The sequence below is a fragment of the Kitasatospora sp. NPDC056651 genome, from assembly GCF_042792155.1.
GTDB lineage: Bacteria > Actinomycetota > Actinomycetes > Streptomycetales > Streptomycetaceae > Kitasatospora.
Map to the genome: position 1 here is coordinate 71,253 of NZ_JBHTWX010000002.1, position 15,443 is coordinate 86,695.

Here is a 15,443-nt window from a genome sequence, read left to right on the forward strand (position 1 = left end):
GGGGTGGACCCGAAGGTCGTGGACGGATTCATCCTATGAGCTGCGGAGTTTGGGGGCGGTGGGCAGATCCCGGAGGGTGCGCAGCGGCGAGAGCAGCGGCAGTGCGCCGGCCAGGACGAGCAGAGCGGCCATCACCCACATGGTGGCACGCAACCCGGTGGCCGCGCCCAGTACGCCACCGGCCAGGGCACCGAGCGGGATGGTCGCGTAGACGGCGACCATCGAGCCGGCCGCCACCCGGGTGAGCAGCTCGGGCGGGGTGTACGACTGCTTGAAGCTGCCGAGCACCACGTTGACGTACACCACCCCGCCGGTGACCGTGAACGAGCCCAGCAGGTAGAGCGCCGTCCCCGCGCCCGGCCCGGCCAGCGGCATCAGCAGCCCGGAGGGCACGGCGGCGAGCAGCACGATCCGCACCGAGCGCGCCGTCCCGAGCCGACGGCACAGCGGCCCGGTCGCCAGTGCGCCGAACACGCCGCCGACCGCGCCCGCGGAGGCGAGTCCGCCGACCCACCCGGGTGCGATCCCGGCGTCCCGGACCAGGAACAGCGCCAGGATCGACTGGTAGCCCGTCAGCGCGAAGTTCGCGGCCGCGCCGAACCACAGGAAGGCGCGCAGGTACGGGTCGCCCAGCAGGAAGGACAGTCCCTCCCGGACCTGCCCGAGCAGGTCGGCCCGCGCGGGCGCGGCCGGTTCCGGCCGGGCGCGGATCCGCAGCAGGGCGCCGGCCGCGATCAGGAAGCTCACCGCGTCCACGAGCAGCCCGGCGGCCGCGCCCAGCAGCTGGACGGTGACCCCGGCCAGCCCGCGCCCGACGACCTCGGCGGCCGAGCCGCTGCCCTCCAGCTTGGCGTTGCCCTCGATCAGGTCCTCCGGCGCCACCAGCTCGGGCAGGTAGGCCCGGTAGGCGGCGCCGAAGAACACCGAGGCCACTCCGCCGAGGAAGGCCACGGCCAGCAGGTGCGCCATGGTGAGCACCCCGAACCAGCCCGCCAGCGGCACGCTCGCGAACAGCACGGCCGAACCCAGGTTGCAGACGATCATCACGACCCGCCGGGGCAGCCGGCCGACCCACACCCCGGCCGGCAGGCCGAACACCAGCCAGGGCAGCCAGACCGCTCCGGTCAGCAGGCCGGAGGCGAGCGGCCCGGCGTCCAGCACGAGCACCGCGACCAGCGGCAGGGCGATGGAGGTGACGCTGCTGCCCAAGCGGCTGACGGTCTCCCCGGCCCACAGCAGCCGGAAGTCCCGCTCGGCGAACAGGCCCCGGCGCGAACGGGCTCCGGGCTCCGGGGCGAGCTGGACGGCGGTCACGGCCGGGCCGGGACGCTGTGCGAGAAGGCGAGGACGGTCTCCCGCGCCTGCCCGTCGTCGGGCACCGGCCGGTCCGTCCACTTCTGGATCACCGCGTGCAGGTCCGCGGCCAGCTCCCTGGCCTCGTCCGGGGTGAGCCGCAGCCAGGTCTGGGTGGCGATCGAGCAGCCGTTCTGCCAGTCGGGGTCGTAGCCGCTGCGCAGCGCCGCCCACTCGCGGACGAGCTCGGCCTGGCGCTCCAGCAGGATCGAGGCGGCCGCGTCCGCGACGGCCTCGGCGACCGGGTCGCCGTCGAAGTCACCCCTGGCCCAGCTCAGATCCTTGTCGGCGAGCCGCCACCAGCGCTCGCGCCGGTCCCGGGCGAGTTCGGGCGCCTCGGTGATCAGTCCGCTCTCGGCCAGCACCTTCAGGTGGTGGCTCACGTTGCCGACCGCCTGGCCGGTGCGCTCGGCGAGCTGCCCGACCGTCGCCGGGCCGTCCACCTTGAGCAGGTCGAGCAGCCGCCGGCGCAGCGGGTGGGTGAGGGAGGCGAGCACCCGGGAGTCGGAGATCTCCCGGGAGCCGCGCGGTTCGTCCGTCGTTTCGATCTTCGCGGTCATGCCGGGAGGATATACACAAGAACTCTTGTACGACATGCCTTTTACAAGAACTCTTGTGGATTTGGCCGCGAGGTCGCGAGGAGCGGGCGGCACCGGCGAACGGGTGCACCGGCGCCGGTCGGCAGGCACCCTGGAGGAGGGGACTTCCGCCGAGGAGGCACCGAGATGCGGCACGCCGAAGACCCGCACATCCGGCCCGCGGGCATCTCCGCGCACGCCCTGGGCAACGACACGCTCCTGCACGAGCTGGAGCAGCTGCACCGCACGCGCCACGAGACCTTCCTGTACGGCTCGGAGGAGGCGCTGAAACGCCACAGCCTGCGCACCGGGGAGCTGGAGGCCGAGTACCTGCACCGCTTCCCCAACCGGCAGGTCACCGCCGCCCGGACCAGAGCCGGGGCCCGGGCCCGGGAGGCGGCGGCCCGGGTGGAGTCGCTGCCGGAGTAGCCGGAGTAGCCGGAGCAACCGCGGCGAGCGGAGCGAGCGGGACCGGACGCGCACCACCGCGCGCCCGACGGGACACGCCGGGCGCGCGGTGGCGTGCCCGGAGCCGGGCCGTCGGGGAGGGTGTACGGGCAGACGCACCGGACCCTCGACCCCGCCCGGACCCGACCCCCTCCTGGGAGCCCCGCATGCCCATCGCCAGCGTCAACCCCGCGACCGGCGAGACCCTCCAGACCTTCGACCCCCTCGACGCGGCCGGCATCGAGCGGCGGCTGGCCCGCGCCGAAGCCGCCTTCCACAGCTGGCGCGGCACCTCCTTCGCCGCCCGCGCCGCCCTGATGCACCGCGCCGCCGACCTGCTGGACCACGGTCAGGAGACGGTCGCCCGCACCATGACCGAGGAGATGGGCAAGCCGCTCGCCGCCGCCCGCGCCGAGGCCGCCAAGTGCGCCAAGGCGATGCGCTGGTACGCGGACAACGCGGAGGCGCTGCTCGCCGACGAGCACCCGGCCGAGGCCGACGTCGCCGACTCCGGCGCCGCTCGCGCCTATGTCCGGTACCGACCGATCGGCCCGGTATTGGCTGTGATGCCCTGGAACTTCCCGTTCTGGCAGGTCGTCCGGTTCGCCGCGCCGGCCCTGATGGCGGGCAACGTCGGCCTGCTCAAGCACGCCTCCAACGTGCCCCGCACCGCGCTGGCGCTGGAGGACCTGTTCCAGCGGGCGGGCTTCCCGGAGGGCTGTTTCCAGACCCTGCTGATCGGCTCGGGCGCGGTCGAGGGCGTGGTCCGGGACCGCCGGATCGCCGCCGTCACCCTCACCGGCAGCGAGCCGGCCGGGCGGGCGGTGGCGGCGGCCGCGGCGGACGAGGTGAAGAAGGCCGTCCTGGAACTGGGCGGCAGCGACCCGTTCGTCGTCCTGCCCAGCGCCGACGTGGACGCCGCGGTGCGCACCGCCGTCCGGGCCCGGGTGCAGAACAACGGCCAGTCCTGCATCGCCGCCAAGCGCTTCGTCGTGCACACCGACGTGTACGACCGCTTCACCGCCGCCTTCACCGAGGCGATGCGCGCGCTGCGGGTCGGCGACCCGATGGACGAGGCCGTCGACGTCGGCCCGCTGGCCAGCCGCCAGGGCCGCGACGACCTGGAGGAGCTGGTCGAGGACGCCCGCACCCGCGGCGCCCGGGTGGAGTGCGGCGGCGGGCGGCCGACCGGCTGGGACAGCGGCTGGTTCTTCGAACCGACGGTGCTGACCGGCATCACCCCGGCGATGCGGATCCACCAGGAGGAGACCTTCGGCCCGGTCGCCACCGTCTACCGGGTGGCCGACCTGGACGAGGCGGTGGCGGTCGCCAACGACACCCCGTTCGGTCTCAGCGCCAACGTCTGGACCGACGACGAGGCCGAGCGGGAGCGCTTCGTCCGGGACATCCAGGCCGGCGGGGTGTTCTTCAACGGGATGACGGCCTCCCACCCGGCACTGCCCTTCGGCGGCGTCAAGCGCTCCGGGTTCGGGAGGGAGCTGTCCGGGCACGGGATCCGGGAGTTCTGCAACGTCACCACGGTGTGGATCGGCTGAGCCTCCCGGACACCCGCTCGTTCCGGCCGGGTCAGGACACCACCCGGTGCCTGCCCGGTCCGGGGGTCATCCAACGGGCGACCACCCCGCCGATGGCGATCAGCGTCAGGCCCCAGAAGACCGCCATCGGCACCAGCACCGGCAGCAGACTCACCTGGACGGCGATCATGCAGAGCCCGATCGAGAGCGCGATCATGAAGGTCACCACGGTGGGACTGAGGCTGAGCAGCCAGTGCCAGAGACGGTGGCCGAAGCCCCGGCTCCTGCGGGCACCGGGTTCCGTGCCGGTTCCGGCCTGGGCCTCGGCCTCGGCCTGGGCGTCGAGTTCCTTGTAGGTCAGCAGGTCCATCGGGATCGCCTCCAATGCTGGACGGCTGGACGGGCGGGAAGCCTGGCCCGGCGGGGGGTCAGGACGCCTTGCGGGGAGCCGCGGACTTCCGGGTGGTGGTCTTCCTCTTCGCCGCCGGACTTCCGGCGGCGGTCCTGGCGGCGGACTTCGGTTCGCTCTTCGCGTCGGCCTTCGAGCCGGTCCCGGACGCCGGCCCCGACGCCGACTTCGGGGCGGCCTTCGGGGCGGCTTTCCTCGCGGCCGGCGCGCGCTTCCCCGCCAGGGCGCGCTCGCCCGGCTCGCGCTCCCCCTCGGCCCCGGCACCCCGCCCGCCCTTGGCCTGCTTGAGGCTGCTGCGTAGCGCCTCCATCAGGTCGATCACGTTGTCCGGCGCCTCGCCGGGCTCCTCCTCGTGCGGCACCTCGACGCCCTCCAGGCGTGCGGTGATCACCTGCTGGAGCGCCTGCTGGTAGTCGTCGTGCAGCTGGGAGAGGTCGAAGTCCTCGGAGAGGGTGTCCATCAGCGACCGCGCCATCTTGAGCTCCTGCGGCCGGACGGTGACGTCGGCCTCGGGCCCGATGCCGACCGACGGGCGGACCTCGTCGGGCCAGATGCAGGTCTGGAGCACCAGGGTGTTGTCGTGCACCCGCAGCACCGCGGGCGACTCCCGGGTGCGCAGCGCGATCTTGGTGACGGCGATCCGCCCGGACTGGGTGAGCGCGTCGCGCAGCAGCGCGTACGGCTTGGCGGCGGCCTGGTCGGCGACGCCCACGTAGTAGGCCTTGGAGAACATCAGCGGGTCGATCTCGCGCTCGTCGACGAAGGCCAGCACGTCGATGATCTTCTTGCTGGGCAGCGGCAGGTCCGCGAGGTCCTCGTCGGAGAGCGTGACGGTCCTCCCGTCGGGGGACTCGTACCCCTTGGCGATCTCCGCGTACGGGACCTCCTTCTCCTCCCGCTCGCAGTACCGCTTCATCCGCACCCGGCCGCCGTCCTTCGCGTGCACCTGGTGCAGCGGGACGTCGTGCTCCTGGGTCGCGGAGTAGAGGTGGACGGGGATGCTGACCAGCCCGAAGCTGATCGTCCCCTTCCAGGTGGTCTGCATGGGGTCGCTCCTACGACATGCCCCCGGAAGTCCCACTGTGCCCGGATTCGCGCGGATCGGCCACACCGCGCCGACAATGGGCCGAGGAGGTCGATGCGGATGACCGCTCGCGGCCGGGAGGACCGGCAGGAGAACGGCCGGGAGCCGCCGCCGGAGCGGTACGGCTACCTGGTGACGTACGCGGTGCGGGGCGAGCCCGGCGTCCGGCGCGCGGAGGTGACCGTGGTGCCCGGATACTCACAGGAGGAGGACGTCCCCCGGATCCTGGCCGCCCGGCTGACCGGGCGGGCGACGGACGCGGCCGCGCTCACCGTCCTCGATCTGCGGCCGATTTGAGCATCAGCAGAGCCTGGAAGCCTTGTCGATCATTGACGATGCGTCAGATTTGAGGTTTTCATGCCACCTTTCCACCCACTCTGACCAGGTCTTTTGTGTCCGGTTAGCGAACAGTTACCAAGAGATTGTTCCGATCATCGGTACGCAGAAGTTAGGTTGCGACGCAACGCGCGGGTTTGTCCCCCACCCTCCGGTGCATCGAGCCGAGGGATACACCGCGCTGGAAAGGCACAGGGCACCCTTGATGAGTGCGGACACCACCAGGCCCGTGACGGCCACGAAGGTCCCCCACCAGTCGGGACCGATCGGACACGGCGGCGACAGCCACCTGAAGGCGGGTCTCAAGAACCGCCACCTCTCGATGATCGCCATCGGCGGCGTGATCGGCGCCGGCCTCTTCGTCGGCTCCGGCGCGGGCATCGCGACCACCGGCCCGGGCATCCTGCTCTCCTACGCGATGGCCGGCACGCTGGTCGTGCTGGTGATGCGGATGCTCGGCGAGATGGCCGCGGCCGACCCGCAGAGCGGCTCCTTCTCCGCGTACGCGGACCGGGCGCTCGGCCGCTGGGCCGGGTTCACCATCGGCTGGCTGTACTGGTTCTTCTGGGTCGTGGTGCTCGCCGTCGAGGCGACGGCCGGCGCGAAGATCCTCAACGCCTGGATACCCGGCGTGCCCCAGTGGGGCTGGGCGCTGATCGTCATGGCCGTGCTGACGTCCACCAACCTCTTCTCGGTCGCCTCCTACGGCGAGTTCGAGTTCTGGTTCGCCGGCATCAAGGTCGTCGCGATCGCCGCCTTCCTGGTGATCGCCACCCTCGCCGTCTTCGGCGTGCTGCCGGGCACCCACGCGGTCGGCGCCACCAACCTCACCGGCCACGGCGGCTTCCTGCCGCACGGCGTGGGCGCGGTGTTCACCGGCATGCTCACCGTGGTCTTCGCCTTCATGGGCAGCGAGATCGTCACCCTGGCCGCCGGCGAGTCGGAGGACCCGGAGAAGGCGGTCAGCAAGGCCACCAACAGCGTCATCTGGCGCATCGGGATCTTCTACCTGGGCTCGATCCTGCTGGTGGTCACCCTGCTGCCGTGGGACTCCGCCGACGTCAAGGCGAGCCCGTACGTGGCCGTGCTGGACCACGTCGGCATCCCGCACGCGGGCCAGGTGATGAACGTGATCGTGCTGACGGCCGTGCTGTCCTGCCTCAACTCCGGGATGTACACCGCCTCCCGGATGGCCTTCTCGCTCGGCCGGCGCGGGGACGCCCCGAAGTCCTTCGCCACCGTGACCAAGCGCGGCGTGCCGCGGGTCGCGATCCTGGCCTCCGTGGTGTTCGGCTTCGTCGCCGTCTTCCTCAACTACACCTCGCCGGACACGATCTTCGCCTTCCTGCTCAACTCCTCCGGCGCCGTCGCGCTCTTCGTCTGGCTGGTGATCTGCTTCTCCCAGCTGCGGATGCGCAAGATCATCGAGCGCGAGATGCCCGAGCGGCTGACCGTCCGGATGTGGCTGTACCCGTACCTGACCTGGGCGGCCATCGGCATGATCGGCTTCGTGGTGGCGTACATGTTCACCGATGCCGACGGGCGCAAGCAGATGTACCTGTCGCTGGTCGCCGCAGCCATCGTGCTGGCGGCCTCGGCCGTGGTGGGCCGACGGCGGCGGGCCGCGGTGGCGGCGGGCTCCTGACCCGCCCGCCCCGCGCGTGAACGCCGGGCCCGGGAGCCGATGCGGAGGCTCCCGGGCCCGGCGCCGTTCCGCGGCCGGACCGGACGGCCGGACCGGACGGGCGGACCAACGGGCCGGAGCGTCCGGCCCGGACCGCCGGGCTGGACCGCCGGGCTGGACCACCCCGCCCCGTTTGACCGAGGTCTGCCAAGGGGGATACCAGGGCAACGACGCTCCCCCCACGAGCGCCCCCACCCTCCCCGGGAGACCCAGTGCCGCCCTTACCCGCCCCCACCCCTCCCCCGCCGCCCCCGCCCCGCACGGCACCCGAGTCCGCGCGCCTGCGCTTCGGCCGCCGCCTGCGACACTGGCGCGAGGCCCGCGGCCTCAGCCAGGCCGAGTTCGGCCGGCTGCTCGGCTACCACGACTCCCTGATCAGCCGGGTGGAGAACGCCCGCCGCTGGCCACCGCCCGGGATGCCCGCCCGGGCCGATGAACTCCTCCTCGCCGACGGCGAGCTGGCGGGGCTCTGGCAGGCCGTCCAGCGGGAACGCGAACGGCTCGGCGAACGCGCCGCCGCCCGGCCGCCGCTCGCCGCCGCCGCCCCACCGGATCCCGCCACCGTCGAGGTGCTCGCCCACCTGCTCACCGTCTACCGCGCCGCCGCGGGCCGGATCGGCGGCGAGGAGTTCGCCGCCGCCCTGGAGCACCACGCCCACACCCTGCTCGGCCGGCCGCGCTCCGACCCGCGCGAACACCTCACCGCCGGCCGCTCGCTCGCCGCCCAGTACGCCGAGCTCGCCGGCTGGGCCCACTTCGAGGGCGACCGCCACGCCCGCGCGCTCAGCTGGTACGCCACCGGCCTGGAACGGGCCCGCGCCACCGGCGACCGGGCCACCGCGGCCGAGCTGCTCGCGAGGCAGAGCACCCTGTACTGGTGGCACGGCGACCCGGCCACCGCGCTCGCCCTGGCCGAGGCCGCCTGGGCCGCCTCCCCTCCGCTGCCGGGGCTGCGCGCCTGGTCCGCCGTCGCCCAGGCCCACGCCCACGCGCTGGCCGGCCGGGCCCCGCAGGTGCGCCGGACGCTCGCGGACGCCCGGCGGCTGACCGACGCCGCGCTGCGCTCCGGCGAACCGACGCCCTGGTCGGCGCGGGCCGACCTGGTGCTGGCCGTGGCACACGGCACCTGCCACCGGGACCTCGCCGTCCGCACCGGGCGCACCGTCCACGCCCGCATCGCGGCGGCCCGGCTGGAGGACGCGCTGCGACTCCTCGACCCCGCCGCCCGTCCGCGCGACCACGCCCTGATCACCGCCCGCCTCGCCGGCGCCCACGCCCTCGCCGGCCGGGCCGAGGCCGCCGCCGCCCTGCTCGCCCGGCTGCCCCCGCACGCCACCGGCCGGATCGCCCGGGAGCGGCGGCGGGCCGAGGAGTGGCTGCACCGGTGAACCTCCCGACGGAGCGGGCGCAGTCGGCTCACCGGCCGCAAGCGGTCCACCGGCCGCAACCAGTCCACCGGCCGTAGCCGGCCCACCGCGCGGCAACGGGGCCGGCCACCACCCGCGGGGGGTGGTGGCCGGCCCTGCCGCACCGCTGCCGTCGGCGCCTCCGGGGAGGCTCAGAGGCGGGCCGCCGCCGCGGCGATGGCGGACGCGTAGGTGCTCACCTGGGTGTAGACGCCCGGGTAGCCCGCGCGGGCGCAGCCGTTGCCCCAGCTGACGATGCCGACCTGGACCCAGCGCCCAGCCGCGTCCTGGCGCACCATCGGGCCGCCGGAGTCACCCTGGCAGGTGTCGACGCCGCCCTGGGCGACGTAACCGGCGCAGAGCGAGCCGGCGGCGTTCAGGCCCGGGTAGGCGCGGGCGCAGGCCACGTCGTCGACGAACGGCACGGTGGCCTTGAGCAGGTACCGCTGCTGAGCGCCGCCCTCGCGCGCCGCACCCCAGCCCATGATGGTGAAGGTGCCGCTGTCGTAGGCGGTGGAGGTGGCGATCGGCAGGGTGCTGACCAGGCTGCTGTTCACCGGCGAGGCCAGCTTGATCAACGCCCAGTCGTCGCCGTTCTCGGCGCCGGTGAAGGCGGGCGACTGGTAGACGTACGAGGAGCGGGCCTTGACCGCACTGCCGCTGTTCAGGTCGACCGCCCCGAAGGTGGCGGTGATGGTGCTGTCGGCGCCGGTGCCGTCGACGCAGTGGGCCGCGGTGAGCACGATCTGCGAGGTGTAGAGCGCGCCGCCGCAGCCCATCGAGAGCCGCGCCATGAACGGGAACTCGCCCTGCGCCGCACGGGTGCCGCCGACCACGGAGGGGGATGGCGCGGGCGATGCGGCGGCGGGCAGCACCAGCAGGCCGACGCCGAGTGCCAGACCTGACAACAGGCTGACCATTCGGCCGAGTTGACGCTTCATCGGGCTCCTCCTTGACAGGTGGGGGAGCACCGAGGCTGGCCCAGTGGGCGGCACGGCGGGAGGGGCTGGGCCTTGCCGCCCGAAACTGGCAGGAACACGGCAATGAGGGGTTCCGGGCCCGACGACCCGGCGGTGGCCGCGGAATCCGCGCACGACCACCCCCGGATCCGTGACCGTCCGCTCACGCTGCGCCGAGATCCCGCCCGCACGCGTGTGAGCCCGCCCACAGGGGGTTCGCCATCCACGATCCCCGATAGTGGATGCCCGCCCCGCCACCCCCTCCCCGGCCCGGCGCGGGCGCCCCGGCCGCCCCGGTCGGGACCGCGCCCCGCCTGAAGAGCGCAGGCCATCACGCCCGGCGCCCTTGCGTTCCGCCTCCCGCTCGCGACGTCGACCCCACATGGATAATACGGACAAATATCACCAATTAAGCCGTCGGGCCTCGCCGCGGCCGCCCCGCGGCCACTACCCGGCGTAGTAGCGATCGCCTTTGCCACCCGCCCCCGGCCCTGCCAAGAATGGCCCGTCGCCAGGCAGCGCCGGCCGGCCACGTCCGCCGCGCAGCCCGTCCGCCCCCGCCGCTTCCGCCGGGGCGAAACGGCCGTCCAGGGCGGCCGCACGGTCCCCGCTCACCCGGGTGCCACGCGATGCCCCGCCCCCGGTGCCACCGGCACGGCCCCCGACGGAGAAGGAACGTCCGCTTCATGCAGCTCAGCCATGCCCGCCGCAACTCCCTGATCACCGGCGTCGCCACCCTCGTGCTCTCCGGCGCCGCCACGGCCGCCCTCGCCATCCCCCAGGCCGGGAACCCGGCCGAGGCCGCCCCCGCGGCCCCCGCGGCCGCCGTCTCGCTGAACGAGCAGCCGGTCGCCGACCAGGGCCAGGCCGACACCGCCGCCGCCGAGCAGGCCGCCCAGGAGGCCCAGGCGAAGGCGGAGGCGGACGCCGCCGCCCAGGCCGAGGCGCGGGCCCAGGCGGACGCCAAGGCCAAGGCCGACGCCGAGGCCGCCGCCTCCCGCTCGCAGGAGCGCCAGAACCTCGACAGCGCGCCGGCCGGCTACTCCGGCACCCCGCAGCAGATCGCCGCGCAGATCGTCCCGGCCGGCCAGCTCCAGTGCTTCAGCAACATCGTGTTCCGCGAGAGCAGCTGGAACCCGCTCGCGGTCAACGCCTCCTCCGGCGCCTACGGCCTGGTCCAGGCGCTGCCCGGCTCCAAGATGGCCTCCGCCGGCGCCGACTGGCGCACCAATCCGGCCACCCAGATCAAGTGGGGCCTGAACTACATGAACACCCGCTACGGCAGCCCCTGCGCCGCCTGGTCGTTCTGGCAGTCCCACCACTGGTACTGAGCCGGCCCGGCCCCCTGGGCCCGCGACGCACCCCGCGTCGCGGGCCCCGACGTGTATCGCCGCAGGTCGGAGCCCGTGGACGCGGCCGGAAGGCGACGTGAAGATATGGCGCACGCCCGGACGATTTGCCACTGATTGCTCCGAATCACCCACCGTCGCGGCTTTGCCACCGTTCGCAGTCCCTCTTACGCTCCGGCGTCATGCGCTCACCCCTGATCAGCGTCGTGCTCCCCGCCTACGACCGGCACGAACAGCTCGCCGACTGCCTGGACTCGCTGCTCGCGCAGTCCCCGGCCGACGTCGAGGTGATCGTGGTCGCCGACCGCTCCCCCGAGACCGCGGCCGGACTCGCCGAGGCGTACGCGGCGCGGCACCCGCGGGTGTCGGTGCTGCGCCTGAACGCGGCGGTCGGGGTCGGGGCGAGCCGCAACGCCGGGGCCGCCCGGGCCACCGGCGAGTACCTGCTGTTCCTCGACGCCGACCACCTGCTGCCCCGGGACGCCCTGCGCACGATCGCCGACCGGCTGAAGCGGACCGGCCCGGTGGACGTACTGCTGTTCGGCCACTCCCGCCGGCACCGGGACCGCGACTGGCCCGGCGGGGCGGAGGCGCTGCTCGCCGAGGCCGGCCCCGAGCCGTTCGCCCCCTTCGACCGGCCGGCGCTGTTCGGCGCCCCGCCGCTGGTCTGGGACCGGCTGATCCGCCGCGGCCACTGGGCGGAACTCGGCCTGGCCTTCCCACCCGGCCGCTACGAGGAGGTGCCGGTCGCGCACGCCGCGCTGCTCGGCGCCCGGAAGGCCGCCGTGCTGGCGCGCGAGTGCGTCCAGCTGCGCCGCCGGGAGACCGTCCACCCGGCGGGCGGCCCGGGCAGCAGCGTCTTCGACCTGTTCGAGCAGTACGAGCGCAGCTTCGCCCTGCTGACGGACCAGCCGCACCTGTACGCGGTGCGCGAAGCGCTGTTCGTCCGGATGATCCGGCACTACCTGTTCGTCCTCGACCTGGCCGGCTGTGTCACCCGCGCCGAGCGCCCGCAGTTCTTCCACCGGGCCGCCGAGCACCACCGCCGCTTCCAGCCGCCCGGCCACCGCAGGCCGGGCGGCCGCGAGGGGATCAAGTTCTCGCTGCTGGCGGGCGGCGCCTACCCGGCCTTCGAGGTGGCCAAGCTCTCCCACATCGCGCGCGGCACGCTCACCGGACGGAAGTGACCGCCCTCGGGCCGGGCGCTCGGCCGCCCGCGTCCACGGCCGCGGATCCGTCGACCGCGACCGCGACCGCGACCGCCGAGGGTGCCACATGACACTCCGTCGGCGGTACCCCCGTCGCGCCCGGTACCCGACGGGCCGAGCGCCTGCCATCATCGGCGGAGCCGTCGCCGCACCCGCCCGGGAGGTCCCTGGTGAGCCGTCCGTCCGCCGTCCCCGGGGCCGCGTTGGCCCACGAGCTGGCCACCGCGCTGCGCGGCGAGGTCCGCTTCGGTGCCGCCGAGCGCACCGTCTACAGCCAGGACGCCTCCAACTACCGGCAGTTGCCGCTCGGCGTGGTCAAGCCCGCCGACCTCGACGACGTGCGCACCGCGCTGGCGCTGTGCCGCGAGTACCGGGTGCCGGTGGTGGCGCGCGGCGCCGGGACCAGCATCGGCGGGCAGGCGATCGGCCCGGGCGCGGTGGTGCTGGACTTCCGCCGCCACCTCGGCGCGGTGCTGGACCTCGACCCGGAGGCCCGCACCGCACGCGTCCAGCCCGGCACCGTCCTGGACGACCTCCAGCGCGCCGCCCGGCCGTACGGGCTGCGCTTCGGCCCGGACCCGTCCACGCACAGCCGGTGCACCCTCGGCGGCATGATCGGCAACGACTCCTGCGGCTCGCACTCGCTCGCCTGGGGGCGCACCGCCGACAACGTCGAGCGGCTGGAGCTGCTGCTCGCGGACGGCACCGAGCTGACCGTCGGCGGGCGGCTCAGCCCCCGGGAGCGCGCCGCGCTCGCCGAGCTGCCCGGGCGGGTCGGCCAACTCCACAGCCGGATCCAGGAGTTCACCGACGGCAACCTCGCCGTCATCCGGCGGGGCATGCCCGAACTGCCGCGCCGCACCTCCGGCTACCCGCTGGACGCACTGCTGCCCGAGCGCGGCCACGACCTGGCCCGGGCGCTCACCGGCACCGAGGGCACCTGCGCGCTGCTGCTCGGCGCCACCGTCCGCCTGGTCGAGGACCCGCCCGCCCGCGCCCTGGTGGTCGCCGGCTACCCCGACGAGGGCGCCGCCGCCGACGCCGTCCCGGCACTGCTGCCGTACGGGCCGCTGACCGCCGAGGGCATGGCGGCCGACCTGATCGCCGCGCTGCTCGCCTCCGGCCGCCGACCGCCCGCGCTGGACCGGCTGCCGGCCGGCGAGTGCTGGCTGTTCCTGGAGACCGGCGGTGCCACCCCCCGGGAGGCCTACCAGGCCGCCCGCCGGCTCGCCGACGCGGTGCGCCGGGAGCGCACGGCCGCCGTCGCCCTGGTCACCGACCCGGCCGAGCAGCGCCAGCTGTGGGCCGTCCGGGAGGCGGGCGCCGGGATCGTCACCCGGCTGCCCGGGGGCGGCGCGGCCTGGCCCGGCTGGGAGGACTCCGCCGTCCCGCCCGAGCGGCTCGGCGACTACCTGCGGGACCTGCGCGCCCTGCTGCGCCGGCACAGCCTGCACGGCGTCCCGTACGGGCACTTCGGCGACGGCTGCGTGCACCTGCGGATCGACTTCCCGCTGGAGGAGCCCCAAGGGGTGCTGGTCTTCCGGGAGTTCCTGGAGCAGGCCGCCGATCTCGCGGTCTCGTACGGCGGTTCGCTCTCCGGCGAGCACGGCGACGGACAGGCCCGGGCCGAGCTGCTGCCGCGCATGTACCCGCCCGAAGTCATCGCCCTGTTCGGCGAGTTCAAGCGGATCTGGGACCCGGAGAACCTGCTGAACCCGGGCGCCCTGGTCGATCCCCGGCCGCTCGACGCCGACCTGCGCTTCGTCACCGCCCCGGGCCGCACCCTGCCCCTGGCCCTCCCGTACGAACAGGACGGCGGCAGCCTGGCCAAGGCGGTGCACCGCTGCGTGGGCGTCGCCAAGTGCGTGGCCCCCGGCAGCGGGGTGATGTGCCCGAGCTACCTGGCCACCGGCGAGGAGCGGCACTCCACCCGGGGGCGGGCCCGGCTGCTCGCCGAGATGCTGCGCGGGGCGGGGACACCTCCCGGCCGCCGGGCCGAGGGAGCGATCCGGGACGGCTGGCGGTCGGAGGAGGTCCGGGAGGCGCTGGACCTCTGCCTGAGCTGCAAGGGCTGTGCGAGCGACTGCCCGGTCCACGTCGACATGGCCACCTACAAGTCCGAGTTCCTGCACCAGCACTACCGGCACCGGCCGCGCCCGCTCGCGCACTACTCGATGGGCCGGCTGCCGCTCTGGCTGCGGGCCGCGGCACTCGCGCCGGGGGCCGCCAACACGCTCGCCCGCTCCCGGGCCGGCGGGCTGGTCAAGCGGCTCGGCGGGATCGACCCGCGCCGGGTGCTGCCGGTGTTCCCGCCGCAGACCTTCACCGCCTGGTACCGGCGGCACCGCGCCACGCACCCGGCCCCGGCGGGCGCCCGGCCGGTGATCCTGTGGCCGGACACCTTCTCCGAGCACCTCCAGCCGAACGTGCCGCGTGCCGCCGTCGAGGTGCTGGAACACCTGGGCTTCGACGTCCGGCTGCCCTCGGGCCCGGTCTGCTGCGGCCTCACCTGGTACTCCACCGGCCAACTCGGCACCGCACGCCGGGTGTTGCGGCGCAGCCTGCGGGTGCTGGCGGCGGACGGGCTCCAGGCCGACACCCCCGTGATCGGCCTGGAGCCGAGCTGCACCGCGACCCTGCGCGAGGACCTGCCCCGGCTGCTCGGCGCGGAGGGCCGCCCGCTCGCCGACCGCACCCGCACCTTCGCCGAGTTCCTCGACGAGTACGCCCCGGACGCCCCGCTCCCCCGGGCCCGGCTGGACGCCCTCACCCAGACCCACTGCCACCAGCACGCGGTGCTCGGCAGCGCCGCCGACCGCCGGGTGGAGGCCCGGCTCGGCCTCGACAACCGGGTACTGGAAGCGGGTTGCTGCGGCCTGGCGGGAAACTTCGGCTTCGAGCGAGGGCACTTCGAGGTGTCCGAGGCCATCGCGGAACGGGTCCTGCTGCCCGAGCTCCGCGCCGCCGGGCCCGGGACGGTGGTCCTGGCGGACGGCTTCAGCTGCCGCACCCAGATCGCCCAGCTCGCCGACGGACGGCAGGCCCTGCACCTGGCGGAGCTGATCGCCCAGGAGCTGCGGAACCAGTCGTAGCGG

At 74.5% G+C, this 15,443-nt stretch carries 13 protein-coding genes; 8 read left to right on the forward strand and 5 right to left on the reverse strand.

Annotated elements, in window-relative coordinates; genetic code table 11:
* Positions 1–33: 33 nt before the first annotated feature.
* Both ACFRAR_RS01930 and ACFRAR_RS01935 read right to left on the reverse strand, forming a co-directional pair.
* Positions 34–1,314 carry an MFS transporter gene (locus ACFRAR_RS01930; RefSeq protein ID WP_380693636.1) on the reverse strand — a complete coding sequence of 427 codons (1,281 nt, stop codon included), beginning with the start codon at positions 1,312–1,314 and terminating at the stop codon, positions 34–36.
* A complete protein-coding gene (locus ACFRAR_RS01935) occupies positions 1,311–1,913 on the reverse strand; it encodes an ArsR/SmtB family transcription factor (RefSeq protein ID WP_380693638.1) in 603 nt (200 codons plus the stop codon). The genes ACFRAR_RS01930 and ACFRAR_RS01935 overlap by 4 nt, the downstream gene beginning before the upstream one ends.
* A 165-nt stretch (positions 1,914–2,078) precedes the next feature.
* Between ACFRAR_RS01935 and ACFRAR_RS01940 the strand changes: the two genes are divergently transcribed.
* Positions 2,079–2,360 carry a DUF6158 family protein gene (locus tag ACFRAR_RS01940; protein ID WP_380693640.1) on the forward strand — a complete coding sequence of 94 codons (282 nt, stop codon included), beginning with the start codon at positions 2,079–2,081 and terminating at the stop codon, positions 2,358–2,360.
* Between the two features lie 185 nt (positions 2,361–2,545).
* Positions 2,546–3,934: an NADP-dependent succinic semialdehyde dehydrogenase gene (locus ACFRAR_RS01945; protein ID WP_380693643.1), complete on the forward strand. Its 1,389-nt coding sequence runs from the start codon at positions 2,546–2,548 to the stop codon at positions 3,932–3,934.
* Positions 3,935–3,965: 31 nt separating this feature from the next.
* On the opposite strand, the gene ACFRAR_RS01950 is transcribed toward ACFRAR_RS01945, so the two are convergent.
* Together ACFRAR_RS01950 and ACFRAR_RS01955 are read right to left on the reverse strand one after the other, a co-directional pair.
* Positions 3,966–4,283 (reverse strand): hypothetical protein, encoded by a 318-nt coding sequence (locus ACFRAR_RS01950; RefSeq protein WP_380693645.1) that lies wholly within the window; start codon positions 4,281–4,283, stop codon positions 3,966–3,968.
* Between the two features lie 58 nt (positions 4,284–4,341).
* A complete protein-coding gene (locus ACFRAR_RS01955) occupies positions 4,342–5,367 on the reverse strand; it encodes a Ku protein (RefSeq protein WP_380693647.1) in 1,026 nt (341 codons plus the stop codon).
* A gap of 99 nt (positions 5,368–5,466) precedes the next feature.
* Here ACFRAR_RS01955 and ACFRAR_RS01960 point away from each other — a divergent pair, with 99 nt between their 5' ends.
* From ACFRAR_RS01960 to ACFRAR_RS01970, 3 genes are all read left to right on the forward strand, one after another.
* Positions 5,467–5,703 carry a hypothetical protein gene (locus ACFRAR_RS01960; protein ID WP_380693649.1) on the forward strand — a complete coding sequence of 79 codons (237 nt, stop codon included), beginning with the start codon at positions 5,467–5,469 and terminating at the stop codon, positions 5,701–5,703.
* 244 nt (positions 5,704–5,947) lie between these two features.
* Positions 5,948–7,387, forward strand: coding sequence for an amino acid permease (locus ACFRAR_RS01965; RefSeq protein ID WP_380693651.1), 1,440 nt, complete (start codon positions 5,948–5,950; stop codon positions 7,385–7,387).
* Positions 7,388–7,638: 251 nt separating this feature from the next.
* On the forward strand, positions 7,639–8,814 hold the full coding sequence (locus ACFRAR_RS01970; RefSeq protein ID WP_380693653.1) for a helix-turn-helix domain-containing protein: 1,176 nt from the start codon (positions 7,639–7,641) through the stop codon (positions 8,812–8,814).
* 170 nt (positions 8,815–8,984) lie between these two features.
* Here ACFRAR_RS01970 and ACFRAR_RS01975 read toward each other — a convergent pair whose 3' ends face one another.
* A complete protein-coding gene (locus ACFRAR_RS01975) occupies positions 8,985–9,773 on the reverse strand; it encodes a S1 family peptidase (protein WP_380693656.1) in 789 nt (262 codons plus the stop codon).
* Between the two features lie 704 nt (positions 9,774–10,477).
* Between ACFRAR_RS01975 and ACFRAR_RS01980 the strand changes: the two genes are divergently transcribed.
* From ACFRAR_RS01980 to ACFRAR_RS01990, 3 genes are all read left to right on the forward strand, one after another.
* Positions 10,478–11,122: a transglycosylase SLT domain-containing protein gene (locus ACFRAR_RS01980; protein WP_380693658.1), complete on the forward strand. Its 645-nt coding sequence runs from the start codon at positions 10,478–10,480 to the stop codon at positions 11,120–11,122.
* 200 nt (positions 11,123–11,322) lie between these two features.
* A complete protein-coding gene (locus ACFRAR_RS01985) occupies positions 11,323–12,327 on the forward strand; it encodes a glycosyltransferase family 2 protein (RefSeq protein ID WP_380693660.1) in 1,005 nt (334 codons plus the stop codon).
* Between the two features lie 191 nt (positions 12,328–12,518).
* Positions 12,519–15,440 carry an FAD-binding and (Fe-S)-binding domain-containing protein gene (locus tag ACFRAR_RS01990; RefSeq protein ID WP_380693662.1) on the forward strand — a complete coding sequence of 974 codons (2,922 nt, stop codon included), beginning with the start codon at positions 12,519–12,521 and terminating at the stop codon, positions 15,438–15,440.
* Positions 15,441–15,443 lie beyond the last annotated feature (3 nt).

What these genes read in the sequence shown, in the direction of transcription:
- ACFRAR_RS01945 (WP_380693643.1), top strand. Translation starts at nt 2,546, where the DNA reads ATGCCCATCGCCAGCGTCAACCCCGCGACCGGCGAGACCCTCCAGACC.
- ACFRAR_RS01940 (WP_380693640.1), top strand. Translation starts at nt 2,079, where the DNA reads ATGCGGCACGCCGAAGACCCGCACATCCGGCCCGCGGGCATCTCCGCG.
- ACFRAR_RS01935 (WP_380693638.1), bottom strand. Translation starts at nt 1,913, where the DNA reads ATGACCGCGAAGATCGAAACGACGGACGAACCGCGCGGCTCCCGGGAG.
- ACFRAR_RS01960 (WP_380693649.1), top strand. Translation starts at nt 5,467, where the DNA reads ATGACCGCTCGCGGCCGGGAGGACCGGCAGGAGAACGGCCGGGAGCCG.
- ACFRAR_RS01950 (WP_380693645.1), bottom strand. Translation starts at nt 4,283, where the DNA reads ATGGACCTGCTGACCTACAAGGAACTCGACGCCCAGGCCGAGGCCGAG.
- ACFRAR_RS01975 (WP_380693656.1), bottom strand. Translation starts at nt 9,773, where the DNA reads ATGAAGCGTCAACTCGGCCGAATGGTCAGCCTGTTGTCAGGTCTGGCA.
- ACFRAR_RS01955 (WP_380693647.1), bottom strand. Translation starts at nt 5,367, where the DNA reads ATGCAGACCACCTGGAAGGGGACGATCAGCTTCGGGCTGGTCAGCATC.
- ACFRAR_RS01985 (WP_380693660.1), top strand. Translation starts at nt 11,323, where the DNA reads ATGCGCTCACCCCTGATCAGCGTCGTGCTCCCCGCCTACGACCGGCAC.
- ACFRAR_RS01965 (WP_380693651.1), top strand. Translation starts at nt 5,948, where the DNA reads ATGAGTGCGGACACCACCAGGCCCGTGACGGCCACGAAGGTCCCCCAC.
- ACFRAR_RS01980 (WP_380693658.1), top strand. Translation starts at nt 10,478, where the DNA reads ATGCAGCTCAGCCATGCCCGCCGCAACTCCCTGATCACCGGCGTCGCC.